Source organism: Azospirillum agricola (genome assembly GCF_020005195.1).
Lineage (GTDB): Bacteria > Pseudomonadota > Alphaproteobacteria > Azospirillales > Azospirillaceae > Azospirillum > Azospirillum agricola.
In genome coordinates this window covers 1653833-1672343 of sequence record NZ_JAIFZR010000005.1, presented here as the reverse complement: position 1 = coordinate 1672343, position 18511 = coordinate 1653833, and the positions used below count along the sequence as shown (strand labels likewise).

Sequence of the window (18511 nt, the reverse complement as noted above, 5' to 3'; positions counted from 1 at the left end):
CCCCAAGCCGTGCAGGTTTTTGCCCATGATTTGAGCAGGAAAGCCCGGTCCCATGCCCATCGTCTTGTCCGCCGCCCTTCCCAAAGCCTTCGACGCCGCCCAGGCCGCGCTCGGGGTGGAACGCTGGCTGCAACAGGCCGCCGCCAGCGCCGACCCCGAACTGCGGACATGGGCCGAGGGCTTCGCCGCCACAAGCCCCGGACGGACCCTGATCGACGCGGTGTGCGGCAACAGCCCGTATCTCGGCCACAGCCTGACGCGCGAGCTGCCCTTCGTCCGGCGCATCGTCGAGGATGGCTTCGAGGCGACCTTCGACGCCCTGCTGGCGACGCTGGCGGCGGAGTACGCCGGGGAGCGCGCCATGGACCGGCTGATGACCGGGCTGCGGCTGGCCAAGCGGCGGGCGGCGCTGCTGATCGCGCTGGCCGACATCACCGGGGCCTGGACGCTGGAACAGGTCACCGGCGCCCTGTCCGAGCTGGCGGAGACGGCCGTGCGGCTGGCCGCGGCGCATCTGCTGCGGCGGGCCGGCGAGGCGGGGACGCTGACGCTGCCGGATCCGCAGCGTCCGTGGGTGGGGTCGGGCCTGATCGTTCTCGGCATGGGCAAGCTTGGCGGGCGCGAACTCAATTACTCCAGCGACATCGACCTGATCGTCCTATACGACGACGCCGTTGTGCGGACGCCCCAGCCGGACAACCTCGCCCGTACGTTCATCCGTATCGCGCGCGATCTTGTGCGCATTATGGATGAACACACCAAGGACGGCTACGTCTTCCGCACCGACCTGCGGCTGCGTCCCGACCCCGGAGCCACGCCCTTGGCGGTTTCCGTGTCGGCGGCCGAAATTTATTACGGCAGCGTCGGTCAGAACTGGGAGCGCGCGGCCATGATCAAGGCCCGCGCCATCGCCGGCGACCCGGAGGCCGGGGCCAGCTTCCTGCGCTTCCTGGAGCCCTTCATCTGGCGCCGCAACCTGGATTTTGCGGCGATCCAGGACATCCACTCGATCAAGCGCCAGATCAACGCCCACAAGGGCCACCGCGAGGTGACGGTCAACGGCCACGACATCAAGGTCGGGCGCGGCGGCATCCGCGAGATCGAGTTCTTCGCCCAGACCCAGCAGCTCATCTTCGGCGGGCGCGACACCCGCGTGCGCATCGCCCCGACCCTGCTGGCCAACGAGGCGCTGTGCGGCATCGGCCGCGTGCCGCCGCAGACGGTGGAGGAGCTGGCCGAGGCCTACCGCTTCCTGCGTCGGGTCGAGCACCGCATCCAGATGACCAACGACCAGCAGACCCACCGCATCCCCGCCGACGACGAGGGCGTGGCGCATCTGGCGACCTTCCTCGGCTACGACGACCCGGCCGACTTCCGCGCCGACCTGCTGGCCCGGCTCGGCCGCGTCGAGGACCGCTACGCCGAGCTGTTCGAGGAGGCGCCGTCGCTGTCCGGCCCCGGCAACCTCGTCTTCACCGGCACCGACGACGACCCCGGCACGGTGGAGACGCTGCGCGGCATGGGCTACGCCGACCCCAGCCGGGTGATCGCGGTGGTGTCCTCCTGGCACCGGGGCCGCTACCGCGCCACCCGCTCGGCCCGCGCGCGCGAGCTGCTGACCGAGCTGACACCCGCCCTGCTCGCCGATCTGGCGAAGACGCCGGCCCCCGACACCGCGCTGATGAATTTCGACGGCTTCCTCGCCCGGCTGCCGGCCGGGGTCGGGCTGTTCTCGCTGTTCGTCGCCAACCCGTGGCTGCTGGCGCTGGTCGCCGAGATTCTCGGCACCGCGCCGCAGCTCGCCGCCACCCTGTCGCGCAACCCGTCGCTGCTCGACGCGGTGATCTCCCCCGACTTCTTCGACCCGCTGCCGACCAAGGACGCGGGGCTGGCCGAGGACCACGCCCGCGTCATCGCCGCCGCCCGCGACTTCGAGGACGCGCTGACCCTGTCGCGGCGCTGGACCAACGACCAGCGCTTCCGCGCCGGCGCTCACATCCTGCGCGGCATCACCGACGGCGACCGCTGCGGCCTGTTCCTGTCCGACCTCGCCGACATCGTGGTTCCCGACCTCGCCCGCCGGGTGGAGGAGGAGTTCGCCGCCCGCCATGGCCGCATCCCCGGCGGCGCCTGGGTGGTGGTGGCGATGGGCAAGCTGGGCAGCCGGCAGCTCACCGTCACGTCGGACATCGACCTGATCGTCATCTACGACATCCAGGGCGGCGCCCGCATGTCGGACGGCGCCAAGCCGCTGTCGCCCAACGAGTACTACATCAAGCTGACTCAGCGGCTGACCAACGCCATCACCGCGCCGATGGCCGACGGCCGGCTCTACGAGGTCGACATGCGGCTGCGCCCATCGGGCAACGCCGGGCCGCTGGCGACCTCGCTCGACGCCTTCGTCAAGTACCAGGCCGGCGACGCCTGGACCTGGGAGCAGATGGCGCTGACCCGCGCCCGCGTCATCGGCGGCGACCCGGCCCTGGCGGAGCGCGTGTCAAAAGCCGTGTGCGACGCGCTGACCGCGCCGCGCGACCCGGACAAGCTGCTGTGGGACGTCGCCGACATGCGCCGCCGGATCGACAAGGAGTTCGGCACGCCCAACCCGTGGAACGTCAAGTACGCGCGCGGCGGGCTGATCGACATCGAGTTCATCGCCCAGTATCTCCAGCTCCGATTCGCCCATGAGCGGCCCGAGATCCTCCACATCGGCACCGCCAAGGCGCTCCAGAGCGCGGCGCGCACCGGCGCGCTGGAACTGGAGGTGGCGGCGGAGCTGGAAGCGACCCTGCGGCTGTGGCGGCGGGTGCAGGGATTCCTGCGGCTGACCACCGCCGGCGTGCTCGATCCCGAGCAGGTGTCGCCCACCCTGTTCGCCGGCCTCGCCCGCGCCGCCTTCCCGGACGAGGAAGCGCCGGTTGACTTCGCCGCGCTGGACAGCAGAATCCGCGCCATCGCCGCCCGCGCCCACGCCCGTTACCGGGCGCTGGTCGAGGAACCGGCGTCCCGCCTCACCCCGCCCGCTTCCCAGCAGGATCCGAAGCTGCCATGACCGCCCCCGCCCCGATCGAGATCGGAACCACCGCCCCCGACTTCACCATGCCGACCGACGGCGGCGGCAGCGTCACGCTGTCGGCCCTGCGCGGCAAGCCGGTGGTGCTGTATTTCTACCCGAAGGACGACACGTCGGGCTGCACGTCGCAGGCCTGCGGCTTCCGCGACCAGTTGCCGGACTTCTCCGCCGTCGACGCCACCGTCATCGGCGTCTCGAAGGACAGCGTCGCCAGCCACGACAAGTTCAAGGCCAAGCACGCGCTGACCTTCACGCTGGCGTCGGACACCGACGGCAGCGTGTCGGACGCCTACGGCGTCTGGGTCGAGAAGAGCATGTACGGCCGCAAATACATGGGGCTGGAGCGCGCCACCTTCCTGATCGACAAGGATGGGGTGGTGCGGCAGGTGTGGCGCAAGGTGAAGGTCACCGGCCATGTCGCCGCCGTGCTGAAGGCGGTCAAGGCCCTGTGAGGGCGCTGTAAGACTTTGGGAGGAGGTGCGGCATCGCGCCTCTTCCTCCACCACTGTCATGCGCTAGGATGTTCCCGCTCCAACCGAAGAGCGCGGGCGAGGCCGGACCACCGGCCCACCCAGAACTGATGCTGCCCGATAGGTCCACTCGTCAAAAACAAGGACACCAGCATCATGGAGCATAGCCGCTTCACCCGCGCCGCCCTTCTGGCGGCGGCGCTGCTTTCGACCGCCGCCGTTCCGGCGCTGGCCGCCCCCTCGACGCCCGACCAGGCCAAGGCCCTGGTGCAGGACGCCGTCGCCTATCTGAAGGCCAAGGGGCCGGCGGAGGCCGCCAAGGCCTTCAACGACCCCAAGGGCGGCTTCGTCCGGCAGGATCTCTACGTCTTCGTGTTCGACAAGAGCGGCCGCTACGTCGCCTCCGGCGGCAACCCGTCCCTGACCGGTCAGGATGCGGCCGGATTGACGGATGCCGAGGGCAAGCCGATCGTCCAGGAAATGCAGAAGGCCACAGCCGCCAACCCGGCCGGCGTGGTCGAGTATGTCTGGCTGAACCGCTCCAGCAACAAGGTGGAGCACAAGCACTCCTACATCGTGCGCGAGGGCGACTACCTCGTCGGCAGCGGTTACTACACCGAGTGATGCTTTCCCTCTCCCGCCCCGGGAGAGGGAGGGGACCCATGCGGCAGCATGGGGAGGGTGAGGGGCTATCGGGCGTGTGATTGATCCATGTCCCAATCACCCCTCACCCTTCCCACCGCTTCGCGGCGGGTCCCTTCCCTCTCCCGGGACGGGAGAGGGAGATCAGCCAGCCTCCGTTACGCCCCGCCCCCGCTCGGGGCGGTCACCGCGTGCTCCTTGAGGATCGCCTCGGAGATCGACGACACCTCGACCAGCTGCACCTCGTAGCCCCACAGGTTGGCGATGTGGCGCAGCACGGCCTTGGCGTCGCTCTCGTCCAGCAGCACGCCGTTGGTGACGCGGTGGTGCAGGATCAGCTTGCGGTCGCCGGCGAGGTCGACGTCGACGATCTGGATGTCCGGTTCCAGGAAACCCAGGTCGTACTGCCGCGCCAGCATCTTGCGGATCGAGCGGTAGCCGCGCTCGTTGTGGATGTGGTCCACCAGCAGATAGGGATCCTCGGCGTCGTCGCGCACGCTGAACATCTTCAGCTTCCGCATCAGGTGCGGGCTGAGATATTGCAGGATGAAGCTCTCGTCGCGGTAGTTCGCCCAGGCGTCGCGCACCGCCGCCATGCCGTCGCCCCGCCCGGCCAGATCGGGAAACCACTGGCGGTCCTCGTCGGTCGGTTTCTCGGCGATGCGGACGATGTCCTGCATCATCGCGAAGCCCAGCGCGTAGGGGTTGATGCCCGAGAAGCGCTTGTCGTCGAACTCCGGCTGGAAGACCACCGAGGTGTGCGAGTGCAGGAACTCCAGGAAGGCGCCCTCGCTGATCTGCCCGGTCTCGTGCAGCCGGCTCATGATCTGGTAATGCACATAGGTCGCGCAGCCCTCGTTCATCACCTTGGTCTGTTTCTGCGGGTAGAAATACTGCGCGATGTGGCGGACGATGCGCAGCAGCTCGCGCTGCCAATGCTCCAGCCGGGGAGCCTTCTTCTCCAGGAAATAGAGGATGTTCTCCTCCGGCAGGCCGAGCAGCTTCTTGCGCTCCGACACCGACTTGGGCGGGCGGGTGCCGGCGGCCGGCTTGGGCACCGTGCGCCACAGGTCGTTGAAGGTCTGGTCCTGGTATTCCTGCCGCTCGCGCTCGCGCTTCTGCTCGAGCCGCAGATCGAGCGAGCGCTTCTTCGGGTATTTGTGGACGCCCTGGTTCATCAGCGCGTGGGCGGCGTCGAGCACCCGCTCCACCGCGGCGTGGCCGTAGCGCTCCTCGCACTGGCTGATGAAGGTCTTGGCGAACTCCAGATAGTCGAGGATGCCCTCGGCGTCCGTCCATTGCTGGAAGAGCTGGTTGTTCTTGAAGAAATGGTTGTGGCCGAAGGCCGCGTGGGCGATCACCAGCGTCTGCATCGTCATGGTGTTCTCTTCCATGATGTAGCTGATGCAGGGGCTGGAGTTGATGACGATCTCGTAGGCCAAGCCACGGTAGCCCTTGCGGTAGAGCATCTCGTCGCGGGCGAAATGCTTGCCGAAGGACCAGTGCTTGTACATCAGCGGCATGCCGATCGAGGAATAGGCGTCGAGCATCTGCTCGGCGGTGATGACCTCGATCTGGTTGGGATAGACGTCGAGGCCCATCTCCTTCAGCGCGATGCGCTCGATGGCGTCGTAGACGCGCTTGACCTTGTCGTAGTCCCAATCGACGCCGTCGTACAGCAGCGTGTCGGGCTTGGTGATCACAACGCTCATCGTCGGCCTCCCCCGGCCTTCCGCGCACGGAAGGCGTCAAACCGGCACCGCCGCTCTTGGCGCGGCACCGTCCCCGTGATGGATGTCGGTTACGCGGTCGCCTTTTCGCGGGCGAAGAGTTCGCGGAACACCGGGAAGATCTCGCGGCGCGACCGCACCCGGCGCATCGCCAGCGGGCGTTCCGGGCTCTGCACCTGCTTGTAGGTCCGCCACAGCTCGGTCTCGCGGCCGAGCGCCGACAGCCCCATGTTGTGCTCCGCCGCCACCTCGATGTAGGCGAAATACTGGCACAGCGGCAGGATCGCGTCGCGCAGCAGCGTCACCGACTTGGCGTTGTCCGACGACATGTTGTCGCCGTCCGACGCCTGGGCGGCGTAGATGTTCCATTCCTCGGCCGGGTAGCGCTCGCGCACCACCTTCTGCATCTCCTCCAGCGCCGTCGACACCACGGTGCCGCCAGTCTCGGCCGAGTAGAAGAAGGTTTCCTCGTCGACCTCCTTGGCCTCGTGGGTGTGGCGGATGAAGACGATGTCGACCGAGCGGTAGCGCCGCTTGAGGAACAGGAACAGCAGCATGAAGAAACGCTTGGCGAGGTCCTTCATGTGCTCGGTCATCGAGCCGGACACGTCCATCAGGCAGAACATCACCGCCTGGGCGATCGGCTTGGGCACCGATTCGAAGCGGTTGTAGCGGACGTCGATCGGGTCGATGAAGGGGATGCGCTTGGAACGCAGGACGATGTGCTCCAGCTGCTCGCGCAGCGCCTGAATCTGCGTCGCGTCCTCGCCGGCCTCCTCGGCCTCGCGCAGCATCTCCTCCAGCTCCTGGATCTCGGCGGGCTTGGGGCGCCGCAGCGCCATGCGGCGCGACAGGCTGTTCCGCATGGTGCGGACCAGGTTGAGGTTGGCCGGCGAGCCCGACACCGAATAGCCGGCGCGCGTCAGCGAATGCGATTCCGACTGCTTGACCTTCTGCTTCACCAGATCGGGAAGCTCCAGATCCTCCAGGAAGATGTCGAGGAACTCCTCGCGCGACAGGACGAAGCGGAAATCGTCCTCGCCGTCGCCGTCCGCGCTGCCCTCGCTGCCGCGACCGCCGCCGCCGCCGTCGGGGCGCTGGATGGTGTCGCCCTCGACATACTCCTTGTTGCCGGGCACGACGTAGTCGCGCACGCCGCCGGAGCTGGCGCGGTGGAAGGAGGGTTCCCGCACGCCGCCGGCCGAGATCGTCACCTTCTCGCCGTTCTCGATGTCCTGGATGCCCCGCTTGCCCGAGGCGTCGCGCACCGCCTTGACCACCTGTTCCTTGGCGCGCCGCAGGAAGCGCTGGCGGTTGGCCAGGCTCTTGCCCTGCGGATTCAGGCGACGGTCGATGATGTTCATCAAGAGGCTGGCCCTCCCCCCCGTTGCTTCACGCACAGCTCGTTCGTCACGCACACCCTATTGAAGTGGGATGCGGCGGGGCGTTGCAACAGCCCGCCGCAGCACCACCCCTTTTGATCAGCCCGCCTGCTTGACGCGCATGTACCATTCGACCAGCCGGCGGACCTGCCGCTCGGTGTAGCCGCGCGTCATCATGCGCGAGACGAACTCGGTGTGCTTCTTCTCGGTCTCGCCGTCCTTCTTCGAGCCGAAGCTGATGACCGGCAGCAGATCCTCGACCTGGGAGAACATCCGCTTCTCGATCACTTCGCGGATCTTCTCGTAGCTGGTCCAGGACGGGTTGCGGCCGGCGTTGGCGGCGCGCGCCCGCAGCGCGAACTTGACGACCTCGTTGCGGAAGTCCTTCGGGTTGGCGATGCCCGCCGGCTTCTCGATCTTGGTCAGCTCCTGGTTCAGAAGCTCCCGGTTCATCAGCTGGCCGGTGTCGGGATCCTTGAAGTCCTGGTCCTCGATCCACGCGTCGGCGTAGTCGACGTAGCGGTCGAACAGGTTCTGGCCGTAATCCGAGTAGGATTCCAGATAGGCCTTCTGGATCTCGTTGCCGATGAACTCGGCGTAGCGCGGGGCCAGCTCGGCCTTGATGAACTCGATGTACTTCTTCTCGGTCTCCTCGTGGAACTGCTCGCGCTTGATCGCCTGTTCCAGCACATACATCAGATGGACCGGATCGGCGGAAATCTCGGTCGAGTCGTAGTTGAAGGTCGAGGCGAGGACCTTGAAGGCGAAGCGGGTGGAGATGCCGCCCATGCCCTCGTCGACGCCGGCCTGGTCCTTGTACTCCTGCATGGACTTGGCCTTGGGGTCGGTCTCCTTGACGCTCTCGCCGTCATAGACCCGCATCTTCGAGTAGTAGCTGGAGTTCGGGTGCTCGCGCAGCCGCGACAGCACCGAGAAGCGGGCCAGCATCTCCAGCGTCGAGGGCGCGCAGGGCGCCGTCGCCAGGTCGGAGCCCTTGACCAGCTTGTCGTAGATCTTCTGCTCTTCCTGGACCCGCAGGCAGTAGGGGACCTTGATGACGCAGATGCGGTCGATGAAGGCTTCGTTGTTCTTGTTGTTCTTGAAGGTCTGCCACTCCGCCTCGTTGGAGTGGGCGAGGATCATGCCCTGGAAGGGGATGGCGCCGATGTTCTCGGACCCGACATAGTTGCCCTCCTGCGTCGCGGTCAGCAGGGGGTGCAGCATCTTGATCGGGGCCTTGAACATCTCGACGAATTCGAGCAGGCCCTGGGTCGAGCGGTTGAGGCCGCCGGAGAAGCTGTAGGCGTCGGGGTCGTTCTGGCTGTAGATCTCCAGCTTGCGGATGTCGACCTTGCCGACCAGCGAGGAGATGTCCTGGTTGTTCTCGTCGCCCGGCTCGGTCTTGGTGACGCCGATCTGGCGCAGCTTGCTGGGGTGCAGCTTGACGACCTTGAAGCGGGAGATGTCGCCGCCGAACTCGTCGAGCCGCTTGACCGCCCACGGGCTCATCAGCCCGGTCAGGCGGCGCTTGGGGATGTTGTAGCGCTCCTCCAGCACGTCGCCCATCTCGTCCGGGTTGAACAGGCCGAGCGGGCTCTCGAAGATCGGGCTGATCTCCTTGCCGGCCTTCAGGACGTAGATCGGGCATTTCTCGACCAGCGCCTTCAGGCGCTCGGCGAGCGAGGATTTGCCGCCGCCGACCGGACCCAGCAGATAGAGGATCTGCTTGCGCTCCTCCAGACCCTGCGCGGCGTGGCGGAAGAAGCCGACGATCCGCTCGATCGTCTCCTCCATGCCGTAGAATTCGGAGAAGGCGGGATAGACCTTGATGGTCCGGTTCATGAAGATGCGGCCCTGCCGCGGGTCGCGGGCGGTGTCGACGACCTCGGGCTCGCCGATGGCGGCCAGGAGGCGCTCGGCCGCCGAGGCGTAGGTCATGGGATCGTCGCGGCAGAGCTGGAGATAGTCCGTCAGGGACATCTCGGTCTCGCGGCGACCTTCGTACGATTGCGTGTAGCGCGTGAACAGTTCGTCGGCCGGGAACATTCGTCGCTCCGTCTTATCGGGTCCGATGCGTCGGGGGCGCCGCCGGGGAACCCGGACGGCGGGGGCGGCGCACGCCGCGATCATGGGACAGTCCAAGGGACAACGCGGCTTCCGTGGAGCCGCCCTGCCCCCGCTCACCGAAACAAGCCAGCACAGGGATCCTGGGGACGGATCCTGAAATTCTCCTGGGGGAGTCGCCTGCCGCCGCACCGTCGACGCGGCGGCGTTTGAACACATCGTATGTGAATGTAATGCTCGACCTAGAGCTTTCCAGGCGTTCAGGTTTGATAGCCGGAAAGCCCGTGGGGGGGATGGCCTCGGCCGTAGGAACTAGGTCCCACGGAAGAAGAGGGAAGGGCTGGCGCGGGATGACGCCTGCGGTTTCAGCGTTTGATTGCGGGTGCTGCCCGGACACAAGGAAGAGGCGTGGGGTCGGGCCCGAAACCAGCCGGAGCCCGGCGGCGCGGCGGGATGCCCGTCCAGTCGGGAAAAGTCGCCCGGTATGGATCGACTGGGTGCCCATTGTCACGCCATCGCCCTCCAGTGACCAACGGAACGTCAGGATCGCCCCGACGTTGCGGTTACACCTCGATGCTGCTCTCCAAACCTTAACAAAACCTCGCAGGAGCGTTGCGGCGTCTCCCCGACCGGCTCCCATTACGGACGCCGGCGGGGTGGTTCGTCACGGCGCCTCCCGATCGGGACACGCACGCTCCTGCCATTCCCAAAACGAATGTTGCGGCGCATTGGACCGGGTCAACAAGGCGGAAATTGGACCTTTTCCAGGCAAAGACGCCGCATGGAATCGGGAAAAACGGCAAAGCTCCCGCCGAATCAGGGACTTGGCAGCGTTGCCACAGGGCTGTGAAAAATTGTAACAGAAGCGCAACGGTGGACACCCGCTCCACGCGGGGTCGGGGGTCAGCCGGCGGCGCGCACCGCCAGACGCTCCGCCAGCGCCCGGCGCAGCGCGTCGGGGGTCGCCGGCTTGGGAAGGATCGCGTCGGCGCCGCTCGCCCGCGCCTCGGCCAGACGCTCGGCGTCGGCGCGTCCGCTCATGAACAGGACCGGCAGGACGGCAAGCGCGCGGTCCCCCTTGGCGCGCAGCGAGCGGACGAAGGCGAAGCCGTCCATCGGCTGCATCTCGACGTCGCAGAGGATCAGGTCCGGCCTGTGTTCGGCAACGGCGGCCAGTCCCGCCGCCCCGTCGGCCGCCTGGTGGACGGCGGCGAACCCCATCCCGGACAGCATGCGGACGAGCACCATGCGGGTGAAGGCCTCGTCCTCGACGACCAGCACCGAACGGTCGCGGAACCCGTCATCCACCGCCATGGCCGCCCCCTTTCCGCCGCGGAACATCCGCACCTCATCCAAGTTCTGCTGTGTAGGATGGCACTCGACGCGGCGCAAGCCTCTCGCCACGACGGCGCCGCGCCCGGAAACGCCGCACGACGCGGTTGCGGGACGGCCCGGACACTGCTTGGATGGACGGCATGAGCTTCCTCGACCACATCCGCGCCTGCAACGCGCACGACCTGTCCGGCTTCCGGCCCTTCGAACTGGACGGTCACCATCTCGGCTGGATCCGTCACGCGCTGGCGCAGGAGTTGCCGGGCGTCGATCCCGGCTTCGTCACCACCACGGACCGCGTCACCATCGCGCCGGAGATCCGCGACTTCGAAGCGCGCTCCGCCCTGCTCGACCACGCCGCCCATTATCTGGTCGAGCGCGGCACGGTGAAGGCCCTGCGCGGCGAGCATTACGCGGTGATGCCACGCTGGGGGGCGGAGCCGCTGATGCGGCTGGACCGCGCGGCGGTGGCCGCCTTCGGCATCGAATCCTACGGGCTGCACGTCAACGGCTTCCAGCGCGGGGCCGACGGCACCCTGTCCCTGTGGATCGGCCGGCGCGCCCGCGACCGCGAGATCGCCCCCGGCCAACTCGACAACATGATCGCCGGCGGTCAGCCCATCGGCCTGAGCCTGGGCGAGAATCTGGTCAAGGAAGCCCAGGAGGAGGCCGGTCTCGACGCCGCCACCGCGCGGCGGGCCGTTCCGGTCGGTGCCATCCGCTACACCATGGAGACGGAGGCCGGGCTGAAGCGCGACCGCCTGTTCGTCTACGACCTGGAGCTTCCGGCGGACATCACCCCGGTCAACACCGACGGCGAGGTCGAGGAGTTCGCGCTGTGGACGCTCGACCGCGTCGCGCACTCGGTGCGGACGACCGGCGACTGGAAGTTCAACGTCAATCTGGTGATCGCCGACTTCCTGATCCGCCACGGCCACCTGACCCCGGAGAACGAGCCCGACTATCTGGAGATCGCCTGCGGCCTGCGGCAATAGCCCGTCAATCCTTGGATTCATCCGGGAAGCCGGCCAGCGCCCGCACCGCCGCCGCGCTGGCCCCCTCTGCGCGCAGCGAGCGCAACGACTGCGCGCGGTCGCGCTTGGCGAGCCGCTCGCCGGCCGCGTTCCGCAGCAGGCCATGGTGGTGATAATCCGGCGGCTCGAAGCCGGACAGCGCCTGGAGCAGCCGGTGGGTGTGGGTGGCGACGAACAGATCCTCGCCGCGCGTCACCAGCGTCACCCCCTGGAGATGGTCGTCCAGCGTGACGCTGAGATGATAGCTGGTCGGCGTGTCCTTGCGCGCCAGCACCACGTCGCCGAGCAGCTCCGGAGTCGCCGTCTGCCAGCCTTGCGCCCGGTCGTGCCAGCGCAGCGGCCCGGTCAGCCGCAGCGCGGCGCCGACGTCGAGCCGCATCGCCCAGGCGTCGCCCGCGGCGATCCGTTCGGCACGGACGCTCTCGGAAAGATGACGGCAGGTGCCGGGGTAGAGCGGGCCGTCCGGCCCGTGCGGGGCCGCCCCCGCCCGCGCGATCTCGGCGGCGATGTCCTTGCGGGTGCAGAAGCACGGATAGGCGACGCCCATCCCGGCCAGCCGGGCCAGCGCCGCGCGGTACTCGTCGAGATGCTCCGACTGGCGGCGCACCGATCCATCCCACTCCAGGCCAAGCCAGGACAGATCCTCGATCAGGTCCCGCTCGAACTCCGGGCGGCAGCGGTTCGGGTCGATGTCCTCGATGCGCAGCAGGAAGCGTCCGCCGCCCCGGCGCGCCTCGCGCCAGCCGAACAGGGCGGAATGGGCGTGGCCGAGATGCAGATGCCCGGTCGGGCTGGGCGCGAAGCGGGTGACGAGGTCGCTCATGACCCGTCTTATACCCTGGGACGGCCGCCCCTGGACCGGAAAGATCGGCGGCCGGGCCGATCAGATGTAGGGGTTGTCGCGGATCGGCTCGACCGGCAGGTCGTCGCCGTCGAGATAGAGCGCCAGCCGGCGGCGCAGCTCGCGGTCGAAGGCGTCGATGCGGCGTTGACGCTCACGCTCCTCGCGTTCGCGGCGCTTGTCGGCAAGGTCGATGACGATGGCGCTCATGAGGTGTCTCCCCGGTCGCTGGCTTGATCGAACGACCCCACCATCGCCGATCATGGTTAATGGTCCGTAACCAAGCTGGAGGAGCCGGCGATTGTCACACCCCCTACCAAGAGGCGATTCCGGCAATGCCCATGGAGATAAAAAGGTTACACGTTCGTGAAGTTTTTGGGCCGCCCGTCCCCGGGATGTTGAGTCACAGCCCTTGATCCACTATGTCTATGGTGTCTCGGATCGGCGATCCGGCCGGCCGGGGCGGCGCAGACACGCCCCCGCAAGCGGGGCCCAGACAATCCAGACAAGGGAGTGGCCTTTGGCTCCACCACCCGATCACTGTCCGGCTCTGGTGCTGAACGCGGATTTCCGTCCGCTCAGCTACTTCCCCTTGTCCCTGTGGTCCTGGCAGGAAGCGGTCAAGGCGGTGTTTCTGGAGCGGGTCAACATCGTATCGCACTATGACCGCATCGTCCGGTCGCCCAGTTTCGAAGTCCAGCTTCCCAGCGTGATTTCCCTCAAAGAGTTCATCCCGGCCACACGCCGCCCGGCCTTCACACGCTTCAACGTCTTCCTGCGCGACCGCTTCACCTGCCAATATTGCGGACGCCCCTTCCCCACCCACGAACTGACCTTCGACCATGTGATCCCGCGCTCGCGCGGCGGTCGGACGACGTGGGAGAACGTCATCACCTCCTGCTCGGCCTGCAACCTGGAAAAGGGCAACCGGATGCCGCATGTCTGCGGCATGATCCCGCTCAGTCCGCCTTTCCAGCCGAGTGCCTACGAGCTTCAGGAGAACGGACGCGCCTTCCCGCCAAACTTCCTTCACGAAAGTTGGCGGGATTTTCTTTATTGGGACACCGAACTCGATCCGATGTGAGGGGCGCGCGGCCGGCGCTCACACCCGCTCGGCCACCCAGATCACCGCCCGGGTGCCGGCCTTGATCGCTGCGGACAGGACGGGATAGGCGGGCGCCTGCTCCGCCTCGTTGGCGAGACCGATGTCGCGGTGCGCGACCTCCTCCGCCTGGAAGCGGAGGATGCTGTCCTTCAGTTCCCCCTCCTCCGGGCCGAGATGCTTGAGCTGCTCCTCGTAATGGCCTTCGATGACCTCCTCGACCGCCACCGTGCAGGCCATCGCCGCGCGCTCGCCGATCAGCGCCGTGCCGGCGCCCAGCAGGAAGCCGGTGACGTGCCACAGCGGTTGCAGCAGGGTGGGACGCACCTGGCGCCTGTTGAGCTGCGTCTCGAAATATCGCAGGTGCTCAAGCTCCTGCTCGGCCATGTGGCGCAGCGTCTTGCCGTGCCGGCCCTTGCCCATGACGGCGATCTGGCCCTCGTAGATGCGTTTGGCGCCATACTCCCCGGCGTGGTCGACACGGACGATGCGGGCCAGCCGCTCGCGCGGCGTCGGATCGCCGGGCAGGAAACCACGCTTCGGAGCGGCGGCCGGATTCGGCTGGGGCGTTGCGGTCACAATGCGGTCCTCGACACCGGGGTGCGGGTGTAGGCGGCGCGGGCCGCGACGAAGGCGAAGACGGCCAGCCCCAGCGAGATCAGCACGTTGTACCCCGCCATGGAAACCCCGAACAGGGACCATGCCACTTCGTCGCAACGCGTGACGGGAGCCGCCATCACCTGGGCGCGCAACGCCTCCAGCGAGTTGGCCGGGGCCGACCCGCCGCAGGACGAGGTTCCCGCCCACCAATGCTGCTCCACCCCGACATGGTAGGCGGCGATGCCGGCGCAGGCCAGCAGGGCCAGCCCGCTGGCCACCAGCATCGCGTCCCCCACCCCCTTCCACTGGCGGAACAGCAGGGTCACGCCGGAGAAGACCAGCACCGCCACATAGGGCCAGCGCTGCATGAGGCAGAGCACGCAGGGCTGGTAGCCCAGCACGAACTGGAAGAACAGCGCCGCCCCCAGAACCCCGGCGCTGGCCAGGGCGAGCAGGATGGCGGGAAGCCGCGGATCGTCGAGCGGATGGGAGAGCGTCGTCATGCCAGGGAGAGTAGCGCGGACGGCGCCGTTCGACCAGCCGCCCCGTGCGTCGCCCAACGCCGGAGAGGCATGGCTGCCGTCGGCGCAACCCCATGGAATAGAAGGCGCATCGCCGTCGTCGCCGCCCCGGCCCCCACGCCGGGCGGCGGCGGCGAATTTGGCCTTTCCGTTTCACGGCGATTGCGCTAGAAGGGGCGCGTTGCGGGCGTGGTGGAACTGGTAGACGCGCCGGACTCAAAATCCGGTTCCGAAAGGAGTGTCGGTTCGATTCCGACCGCCCGCACCACCTTCTCCTGACAGTACAGCGCCAGACCTGGCGCTTCAGCGCTCGACCGGGCCGCCAGCGCCGGCCCAGGCGGCCAATCCGCCTTGCAGGCGGTGCACCGTACCCTGAAAATCCGTCGCCATCAGCCGTTCCGCCGCCGGGCCGCAGCGCCGCCCGCTTTGGCAATGGAACAGCAGCCGCCTGTCCGGATCATACGGGACCGCCGCCGGGTCGAAGGACGACAGCGGATTCAGGATGGCGCCCGGAATGCGCCCGGCCCGATGCTCCTGCGGCTCACGCACATCGACGACGACCAGCTTGCCCTCCGCCAGCCAGCCGATGGCGGTCGCCGGGTCGACCTGCCGGATTCGCTCGTCGGTCCCGCTCCGGCCGGCCGGGGCGGATGACAGGAGGCGGCGGAACAGCGCGCATAGAGACATGACGGTCAACTCCTTGGGAATGTTCGGATCATTCTGATCGCTCGACGGCAGGGCCCGGACCCCGGCGGCCATTGCCGCGCCCCCGTCCCTGGCCTTGACCATTAAATAAGAAAAATCTAATGTTCAGTCAACGCCGGTTCGGCTTTTGCCGCCCCGCCCGCGTCCCACATCCATCCCGGAGACCCCGCATGACCATCGACCGCATCGTCTTCGCCTTCGCCGGCATCGTCGTCCTCGTCAGCCTCGCCCTGTCGCAATGGCATGACCCCGCCTGGCTGTGGCTGACCGCCTTCGTCGGCGCGAACCTGCTTCAGGCCGCCTTCACCAACCTGTGTCCACTGGCGATGGCGTTGAATCGTTTCGGCGCCCGCCTCGGCCTGCGCGCCCACTGACCCCCCCCGAACCGGAAGGAGCACACCATGCACAAGGACTGGCCGCGCATGGCGGACGAGCTGTCGGGAGCGCTGCGCGACCTGCGCGGCGGCGCACCGGAGGTGATGAAGGCCTTTTCGGGAATCGCCCAGGCCGCGCTGAAGGCCGACGCGCTGGACACAAGGACCAAGGAGCTGATCGCGCTCGGCATCGCCGTCGCCATACGCTGCGACGGTTGCGTCGCCTTCCACGCGGAGGCGGCGGTCCGGCAGGGCGCCAGCCGGGCGGAGGTGCTGGAAACGATGGGAATGGCGGTCTATATGGGCGCCGGACCGTCGGTGATGTACGCCGCCCAGGCCCTGGAGGCGTTCGACCAGTTCACGGCCCAGGCCCGCTGAACACCCCGCGGAAGGCGATCGCCGCCGGCAACGGCGTCAAACGGTGAGGGGGGGGCGCCAAACGGCGAAGGGGCGCCGGAGCGCCCCTTATTCCGCGATGGCGGCGAGCGGGTTGCCGAGCGCCTTGTCGAGATAGTCGTCGACCTGCACCGCCAGATCGTCGGTGCGATTCAGGAAGAAATGGTTCGCGCCCGGAACGACCCGGTGGTCGATGCGGATGTCCTTCTGATGCGACAGCTTGGTCACCAGCTTGTTCACCGCCGCCTGGGGAACCAGCTCGTCCTTGTCGCCATGGACGATCAGGCCCGAGGACGGGCACGGCGCCAGGAAGGAGAAGTCGAACAGGTTGGCCGGCGGCGACACCGACACGAAGCCGTCGATCTCCGGCCGCCGCATCAGCAGCTGCATGCCGATCCAGGCCCCGAACGACACACCGCCGATCCAGCAGACCGGAGCGTTGGGGTTGTAGGTCTGCAACCAGTCCAGCGCCGCCGCCGCATCGGCCAGCTCGCCCTCCCCCTTGTCGTAGGTGCCCTGGCTGCGCCCGACCCCGCGGAAGTTGAAGCGCAGGGCCGAATAGCCGCGCTTGGTGAAGGACTGGAACAGGGTGAAGACCACCTTGTTGTTCATCGTCCCGTTGTGCTGCGGATGCGGGTGCAGCAGCAGCGCGACCGGCGCGTTCGGCTGCTTGCCGTGGGTGTAACGGCCTTCCAGGCGACCGGCGGGGCCGTTGATGAGCACTTCGGGCATGGGAGCGACGATCCTGACGCGAACAAAGGGTTGTCGGAACCACCACGGCGCCGGAGACCGGACGCCCCGGCGTGCTGACGGGGTCTCCCGTCATGGAGTGGGGTTTTCGCACACAATTCTTGACCATTTTGCTTGGTCATCATATATGCGTCGGTACGTCCTCCGGGGCAACCCGCCAGTCCGCACCCATGGCCCGTCCGCTGCGGCCGGACAACGGGTGCGCCTCGATGGGACTTGCGAAAGATCGCTCCTCCAACAAGAGCGGCGGACTATACCACGGCGGGTGATGGCGTGTTCAAGCATCTTCGCGAAGAGATCGACGGGATCATGGCGCGCGACCCTGCCGCGCGGTCCCGGCTGGAGGTGGCGCTGTGCTACCCCGGTCTCCACGCGCTGCTGCTGCACCGGGTGGCGCGGCGCTGCCGCGACGCCGGCTGGCATCTCGCCGCGCGGCTGGTCTCGCAGACCGCCCGAGCGCTGACCGGCATCGAGATCCACCCCGGCGCCACCATCGGCCGCCGCTTCTTCATCGACCACGGCATGGGCGTCGTCATCGGCGAGACGGCGGAGATCGGCGACGACGTGATGCTCTACCACGGCGTCACGCTGGGCGGCACCTCGCTCGCCCCCGGCAAGCGCCACCCGACGCTGGGCGACGGCGTCATCGTCGGGGCCGGCGCCAAGATCCTGGGCGCCATCACCGTCGGCGAGGGTGCGCGCATCGGCGCCAACGCGGTGGTGGTCGCCGACGTGGCGCCCGGCACCGCCATGGTCGGCATCCCGGCCCGGCCGGTGACGCCGCGCGACCGCACCGACAACGGAGCTTTCCTGCCCTACGGCACGCCCTGCGGCGACACCCCCGACCCCGTGGCCCGCGCGCTGTCCGGTCTGCTCGACCGGATGACCGCGTTGCAGGCCCGCGTCGGGGATCTGGAGGCCGGACGGCTTTCCCAACCACCCCCCTCTTCACCAGACATCGTCATGACCCGCAACGGCGGGATTCGGGAAGCGCAAGGAGACACGCGATGAGACTGAGCACCAAGGGCCGCTACGCCGTAATGGCGATGGTCGATCTGGCCGCGACCAGCCAGGGCAGCCCGGTCGCGCTCGCCGACATCGCCGAACGGCAGGAGATCTCCCTGTCCTATCTGGAACAGCTCTTCGCCAAGCTGCGCAAGGGCGGTCTGGTCAAGAGCGTGCGCGGCCCCGGCGGCGGCTATCTGCTGGCCCATCCGGCCGACGCCACCCGCGTGTCGGACATCATCCTGGCGGTGGACGAGCCGATCCGCACCACCCGCTGCGCCAACGGCACGCCGCAGGGCTGCCGCACCAACCGCTCGCGCTGCCTGACCCACGATCTGTGGGAGGAACTGGGCAACCAGATCCATATGTATCTCAGCTCGGTCACCGTCGCCGACGTGGTGGAGCGGCGGATCATCGGCACCAGCGGCCTGATCCTCGGCCGCCCGGTCCTGGCCGAGGCCGACAGCGCGGCCGTCGCCGCCGAGTGAGT

At 67.9% G+C, this 18511-nt stretch carries 19 protein-coding genes and 1 tRNA gene; 10 read left to right on the top strand and 10 right to left on the bottom strand.

The features are described from left to right. The first annotated feature begins 52 nt into the window (after nucleotides 1-52). From JN22_RS22985 to JN22_RS22975, 3 genes are all read left to right on the top strand, one after another. Nucleotides 53-3052, top strand: a complete 3000-nt coding sequence (locus tag JN22_RS22985; protein ID WP_085556110.1) for a bifunctional [glutamine synthetase] adenylyltransferase/[glutamine synthetase]-adenylyl-L-tyrosine phosphorylase — start codon at nucleotides 53-55, stop codon at nucleotides 3050-3052. After that, complete coding sequence (gene bcp, locus JN22_RS22980; RefSeq protein ID WP_085556109.1) at nucleotides 3049-3525, top strand: thioredoxin-dependent thiol peroxidase; 477 nt, start codon at nucleotides 3049-3051, stop codon at nucleotides 3523-3525. Before JN22_RS22985 ends, bcp begins: the two co-directional genes overlap by 4 nt. A gap of 174 nt (nucleotides 3526-3699) precedes the next feature. Further along, complete coding sequence (locus tag JN22_RS22975) at nucleotides 3700-4167, top strand: cache domain-containing protein (protein ID WP_085556108.1); 468 nt, start codon at nucleotides 3700-3702, stop codon at nucleotides 4165-4167. Nucleotides 4168-4343: 176 nt separating this feature from the next. Here the strand turns inward: JN22_RS22975 and JN22_RS22970 are convergent, their stop codons facing one another. The 4 genes from JN22_RS22970 to JN22_RS22955 all read right to left on the bottom strand — a co-directional run bounded on the left by JN22_RS22970 (nucleotide 4344) and on the right by JN22_RS22955 (nucleotide 10702). Continuing rightward, nucleotides 4344-5897, bottom strand: a complete 1554-nt coding sequence (locus tag JN22_RS22970) for a SpoVR family protein (RefSeq protein WP_085556107.1) — start codon at nucleotides 5895-5897, stop codon at nucleotides 4344-4346. 89 nt (nucleotides 5898-5986) lie between these two features. Next, a complete protein-coding gene (locus tag JN22_RS22965; RefSeq protein WP_085556106.1) occupies nucleotides 5987-7279 on the bottom strand; it encodes a YeaH/YhbH family protein in 1293 nt (430 codons plus the stop codon). A gap of 117 nt (nucleotides 7280-7396) precedes the next feature. Then, a complete protein-coding gene (locus JN22_RS22960) occupies nucleotides 7397-9343 on the bottom strand; it encodes a PrkA family serine protein kinase (RefSeq protein ID WP_085556105.1) in 1947 nt (648 codons plus the stop codon). Between the two features lie 921 nt (nucleotides 9344-10264). Continuing rightward, nucleotides 10265-10702 carry a response regulator gene (locus tag JN22_RS22955; RefSeq protein ID WP_085556104.1) on the bottom strand — a complete coding sequence of 146 codons (438 nt, stop codon included), beginning with the start codon at nucleotides 10700-10702 and terminating at the stop codon, nucleotides 10265-10267. A 134-nt stretch (nucleotides 10703-10836) separates the two neighbouring features. Between JN22_RS22955 and JN22_RS22950 the strand changes: the two genes are divergently transcribed. Further along, a complete protein-coding gene (locus tag JN22_RS22950; protein ID WP_085557310.1) occupies nucleotides 10837-11688 on the top strand; it encodes a DUF4743 domain-containing protein in 852 nt (283 codons plus the stop codon). A gap of 4 nt (nucleotides 11689-11692) precedes the next feature. On the opposite strand, the gene gluQRS is transcribed toward JN22_RS22950, so the two are convergent. Next, nucleotides 11693-12550, bottom strand: coding sequence for a tRNA glutamyl-Q(34) synthetase GluQRS (gene gluQRS, locus JN22_RS22945; protein ID WP_085556103.1), 858 nt, complete (start codon nucleotides 12548-12550; stop codon nucleotides 11693-11695). Between the two features lie 60 nt (nucleotides 12551-12610). Next, entirely contained in the window at nucleotides 12611-12778 is a 168-nt protein-coding gene (locus JN22_RS22940) for a hypothetical protein (RefSeq protein ID WP_179166214.1), read from the bottom strand. A gap of 310 nt (nucleotides 12779-13088) precedes the next feature. On the opposite strand from JN22_RS22940, the gene JN22_RS22935 reads away from it, so the two are divergent. Then, nucleotides 13089-13652, top strand: coding sequence for an HNH endonuclease (locus JN22_RS22935; RefSeq protein ID WP_085556102.1), 564 nt, complete (start codon nucleotides 13089-13091; stop codon nucleotides 13650-13652). A gap of 18 nt (nucleotides 13653-13670) precedes the next feature. Here the strand turns inward: JN22_RS22935 and JN22_RS22930 are convergent, their stop codons facing one another. Both JN22_RS22930 and JN22_RS22925 read right to left on the bottom strand, forming a co-directional pair. Further along, nucleotides 13671-14249: a demethoxyubiquinone hydroxylase family protein gene (locus tag JN22_RS22930; protein ID WP_143268386.1), complete on the bottom strand. Its 579-nt coding sequence runs from the start codon at nucleotides 14247-14249 to the stop codon at nucleotides 13671-13673. Beyond that, entirely contained in the window at nucleotides 14246-14773 is a 528-nt protein-coding gene (locus JN22_RS22925; RefSeq protein WP_143268385.1) for a disulfide bond formation protein B, read from the bottom strand. The genes JN22_RS22930 and JN22_RS22925 overlap by 4 nt, the downstream gene beginning before the upstream one ends. Nucleotides 14774-14974: 201 nt before the next feature. Between JN22_RS22925 and JN22_RS22920 the strand changes: the two genes are divergently transcribed. Continuing rightward, a tRNA-Leu gene (locus JN22_RS22920) sits at nucleotides 14975-15059 on the top strand. Nucleotides 15060-15094: 35 nt separating this feature from the next. Here the strand turns inward: JN22_RS22920 and JN22_RS22915 are convergent. Continuing rightward, entirely contained in the window at nucleotides 15095-15550 is a 456-nt protein-coding gene (locus tag JN22_RS22915) for a rhodanese-like domain-containing protein (RefSeq protein ID WP_223677851.1), read from the bottom strand. Between the two features lie 116 nt (nucleotides 15551-15666). Here JN22_RS22915 and JN22_RS22910 point away from each other — a divergent pair, with 116 nt between their 5' ends. Beyond that, complete coding sequence (locus JN22_RS22910) at nucleotides 15667-15870, top strand: YgaP family membrane protein (RefSeq protein ID WP_085556100.1); 204 nt, start codon at nucleotides 15667-15669, stop codon at nucleotides 15868-15870. A 27-nt stretch (nucleotides 15871-15897) separates the two neighbouring features. Beyond that, the gene (locus tag JN22_RS22905) at nucleotides 15898-16248 is read left to right on the top strand and encodes a carboxymuconolactone decarboxylase family protein (protein ID WP_085556099.1); all 351 of its coding nucleotides are present in this window, start codon (nucleotides 15898-15900) and stop codon (nucleotides 16246-16248) included. 87 nt (nucleotides 16249-16335) lie between these two features. Here the strand turns inward: JN22_RS22905 and JN22_RS22900 are convergent, their stop codons facing one another. After that, entirely contained in the window at nucleotides 16336-16998 is a 663-nt protein-coding gene (locus JN22_RS22900) for an alpha/beta hydrolase (protein WP_085556098.1), read from the bottom strand. Nucleotides 16999-17289: 291 nt separating this feature from the next. Here JN22_RS22900 and epsC point away from each other — a divergent pair, with 291 nt between their 5' ends. Beyond that, complete coding sequence (epsC, locus tag JN22_RS22895; RefSeq protein WP_085556097.1) at nucleotides 17290-18027, top strand: serine O-acetyltransferase; 738 nt, start codon at nucleotides 17290-17292, stop codon at nucleotides 18025-18027. Continuing rightward, nucleotides 18024-18509, top strand: a complete 486-nt coding sequence (locus tag JN22_RS22890) for an Rrf2 family transcriptional regulator (RefSeq protein ID WP_085556096.1) — start codon at nucleotides 18024-18026, stop codon at nucleotides 18507-18509. The genes epsC and JN22_RS22890 overlap by 4 nt, the downstream gene beginning before the upstream one ends. Nucleotides 18510-18511: the final 2 nt, after the last annotated feature.

Bases quoted from the DNA above. Each gene is read 5' to 3' on its own strand.
- JN22_RS22985 (WP_085556110.1), top strand. From the start codon at position 53: ATGCCCATCGTCTTGTCCGCCGCCCTTCCCAAAGCCTTCGACGCCGCC.
- bcp (WP_085556109.1), top strand. From the start codon at position 3,049: ATGACCGCCCCCGCCCCGATCGAGATCGGAACCACCGCCCCCGACTTC.
- JN22_RS22975 (WP_085556108.1), top strand. From the start codon at position 3,700: ATGGAGCATAGCCGCTTCACCCGCGCCGCCCTTCTGGCGGCGGCGCTG.
- JN22_RS22970 (WP_085556107.1), bottom strand. From the start codon at position 5,897: ATGAGCGTTGTGATCACCAAGCCCGACACGCTGCTGTACGACGGCGTC.
- JN22_RS22965 (WP_085556106.1), bottom strand. From the start codon at position 7,279: ATGAACATCATCGACCGTCGCCTGAATCCGCAGGGCAAGAGCCTGGCC.
- JN22_RS22960 (WP_085556105.1), bottom strand. From the start codon at position 9,343: ATGTTCCCGGCCGACGAACTGTTCACGCGCTACACGCAATCGTACGAA.
- JN22_RS22955 (WP_085556104.1), bottom strand. From the start codon at position 10,702: ATGTTCCGCGGCGGAAAGGGGGCGGCCATGGCGGTGGATGACGGGTTC.
- JN22_RS22950 (WP_085557310.1), top strand. From the start codon at position 10,837: ATGAGCTTCCTCGACCACATCCGCGCCTGCAACGCGCACGACCTGTCC.
- gluQRS (WP_085556103.1), bottom strand. From the start codon at position 12,550: ATGAGCGACCTCGTCACCCGCTTCGCGCCCAGCCCGACCGGGCATCTG.
- JN22_RS22940 (WP_179166214.1), bottom strand. From the start codon at position 12,778: ATGAGCGCCATCGTCATCGACCTTGCCGACAAGCGCCGCGAACGCGAG.
- JN22_RS22925 (WP_143268385.1), bottom strand. From the start codon at position 14,773: ATGACGACGCTCTCCCATCCGCTCGACGATCCGCGGCTTCCCGCCATC.
- JN22_RS22915 (WP_223677851.1), bottom strand. From the start codon at position 15,550: ATGGCCGCCGGGGTCCGGGCCCTGCCGTCGAGCGATCAGAATGATCCG.
- JN22_RS22910 (WP_085556100.1), top strand. From the start codon at position 15,667: ATGACCATCGACCGCATCGTCTTCGCCTTCGCCGGCATCGTCGTCCTC.
- JN22_RS22905 (WP_085556099.1), top strand. From the start codon at position 15,898: ATGCACAAGGACTGGCCGCGCATGGCGGACGAGCTGTCGGGAGCGCTG.
- JN22_RS22900 (WP_085556098.1), bottom strand. From the start codon at position 16,998: ATGCCCGAAGTGCTCATCAACGGCCCCGCCGGTCGCCTGGAAGGCCGT.
- JN22_RS22890 (WP_085556096.1), top strand. From the start codon at position 18,024: ATGAGACTGAGCACCAAGGGCCGCTACGCCGTAATGGCGATGGTCGAT.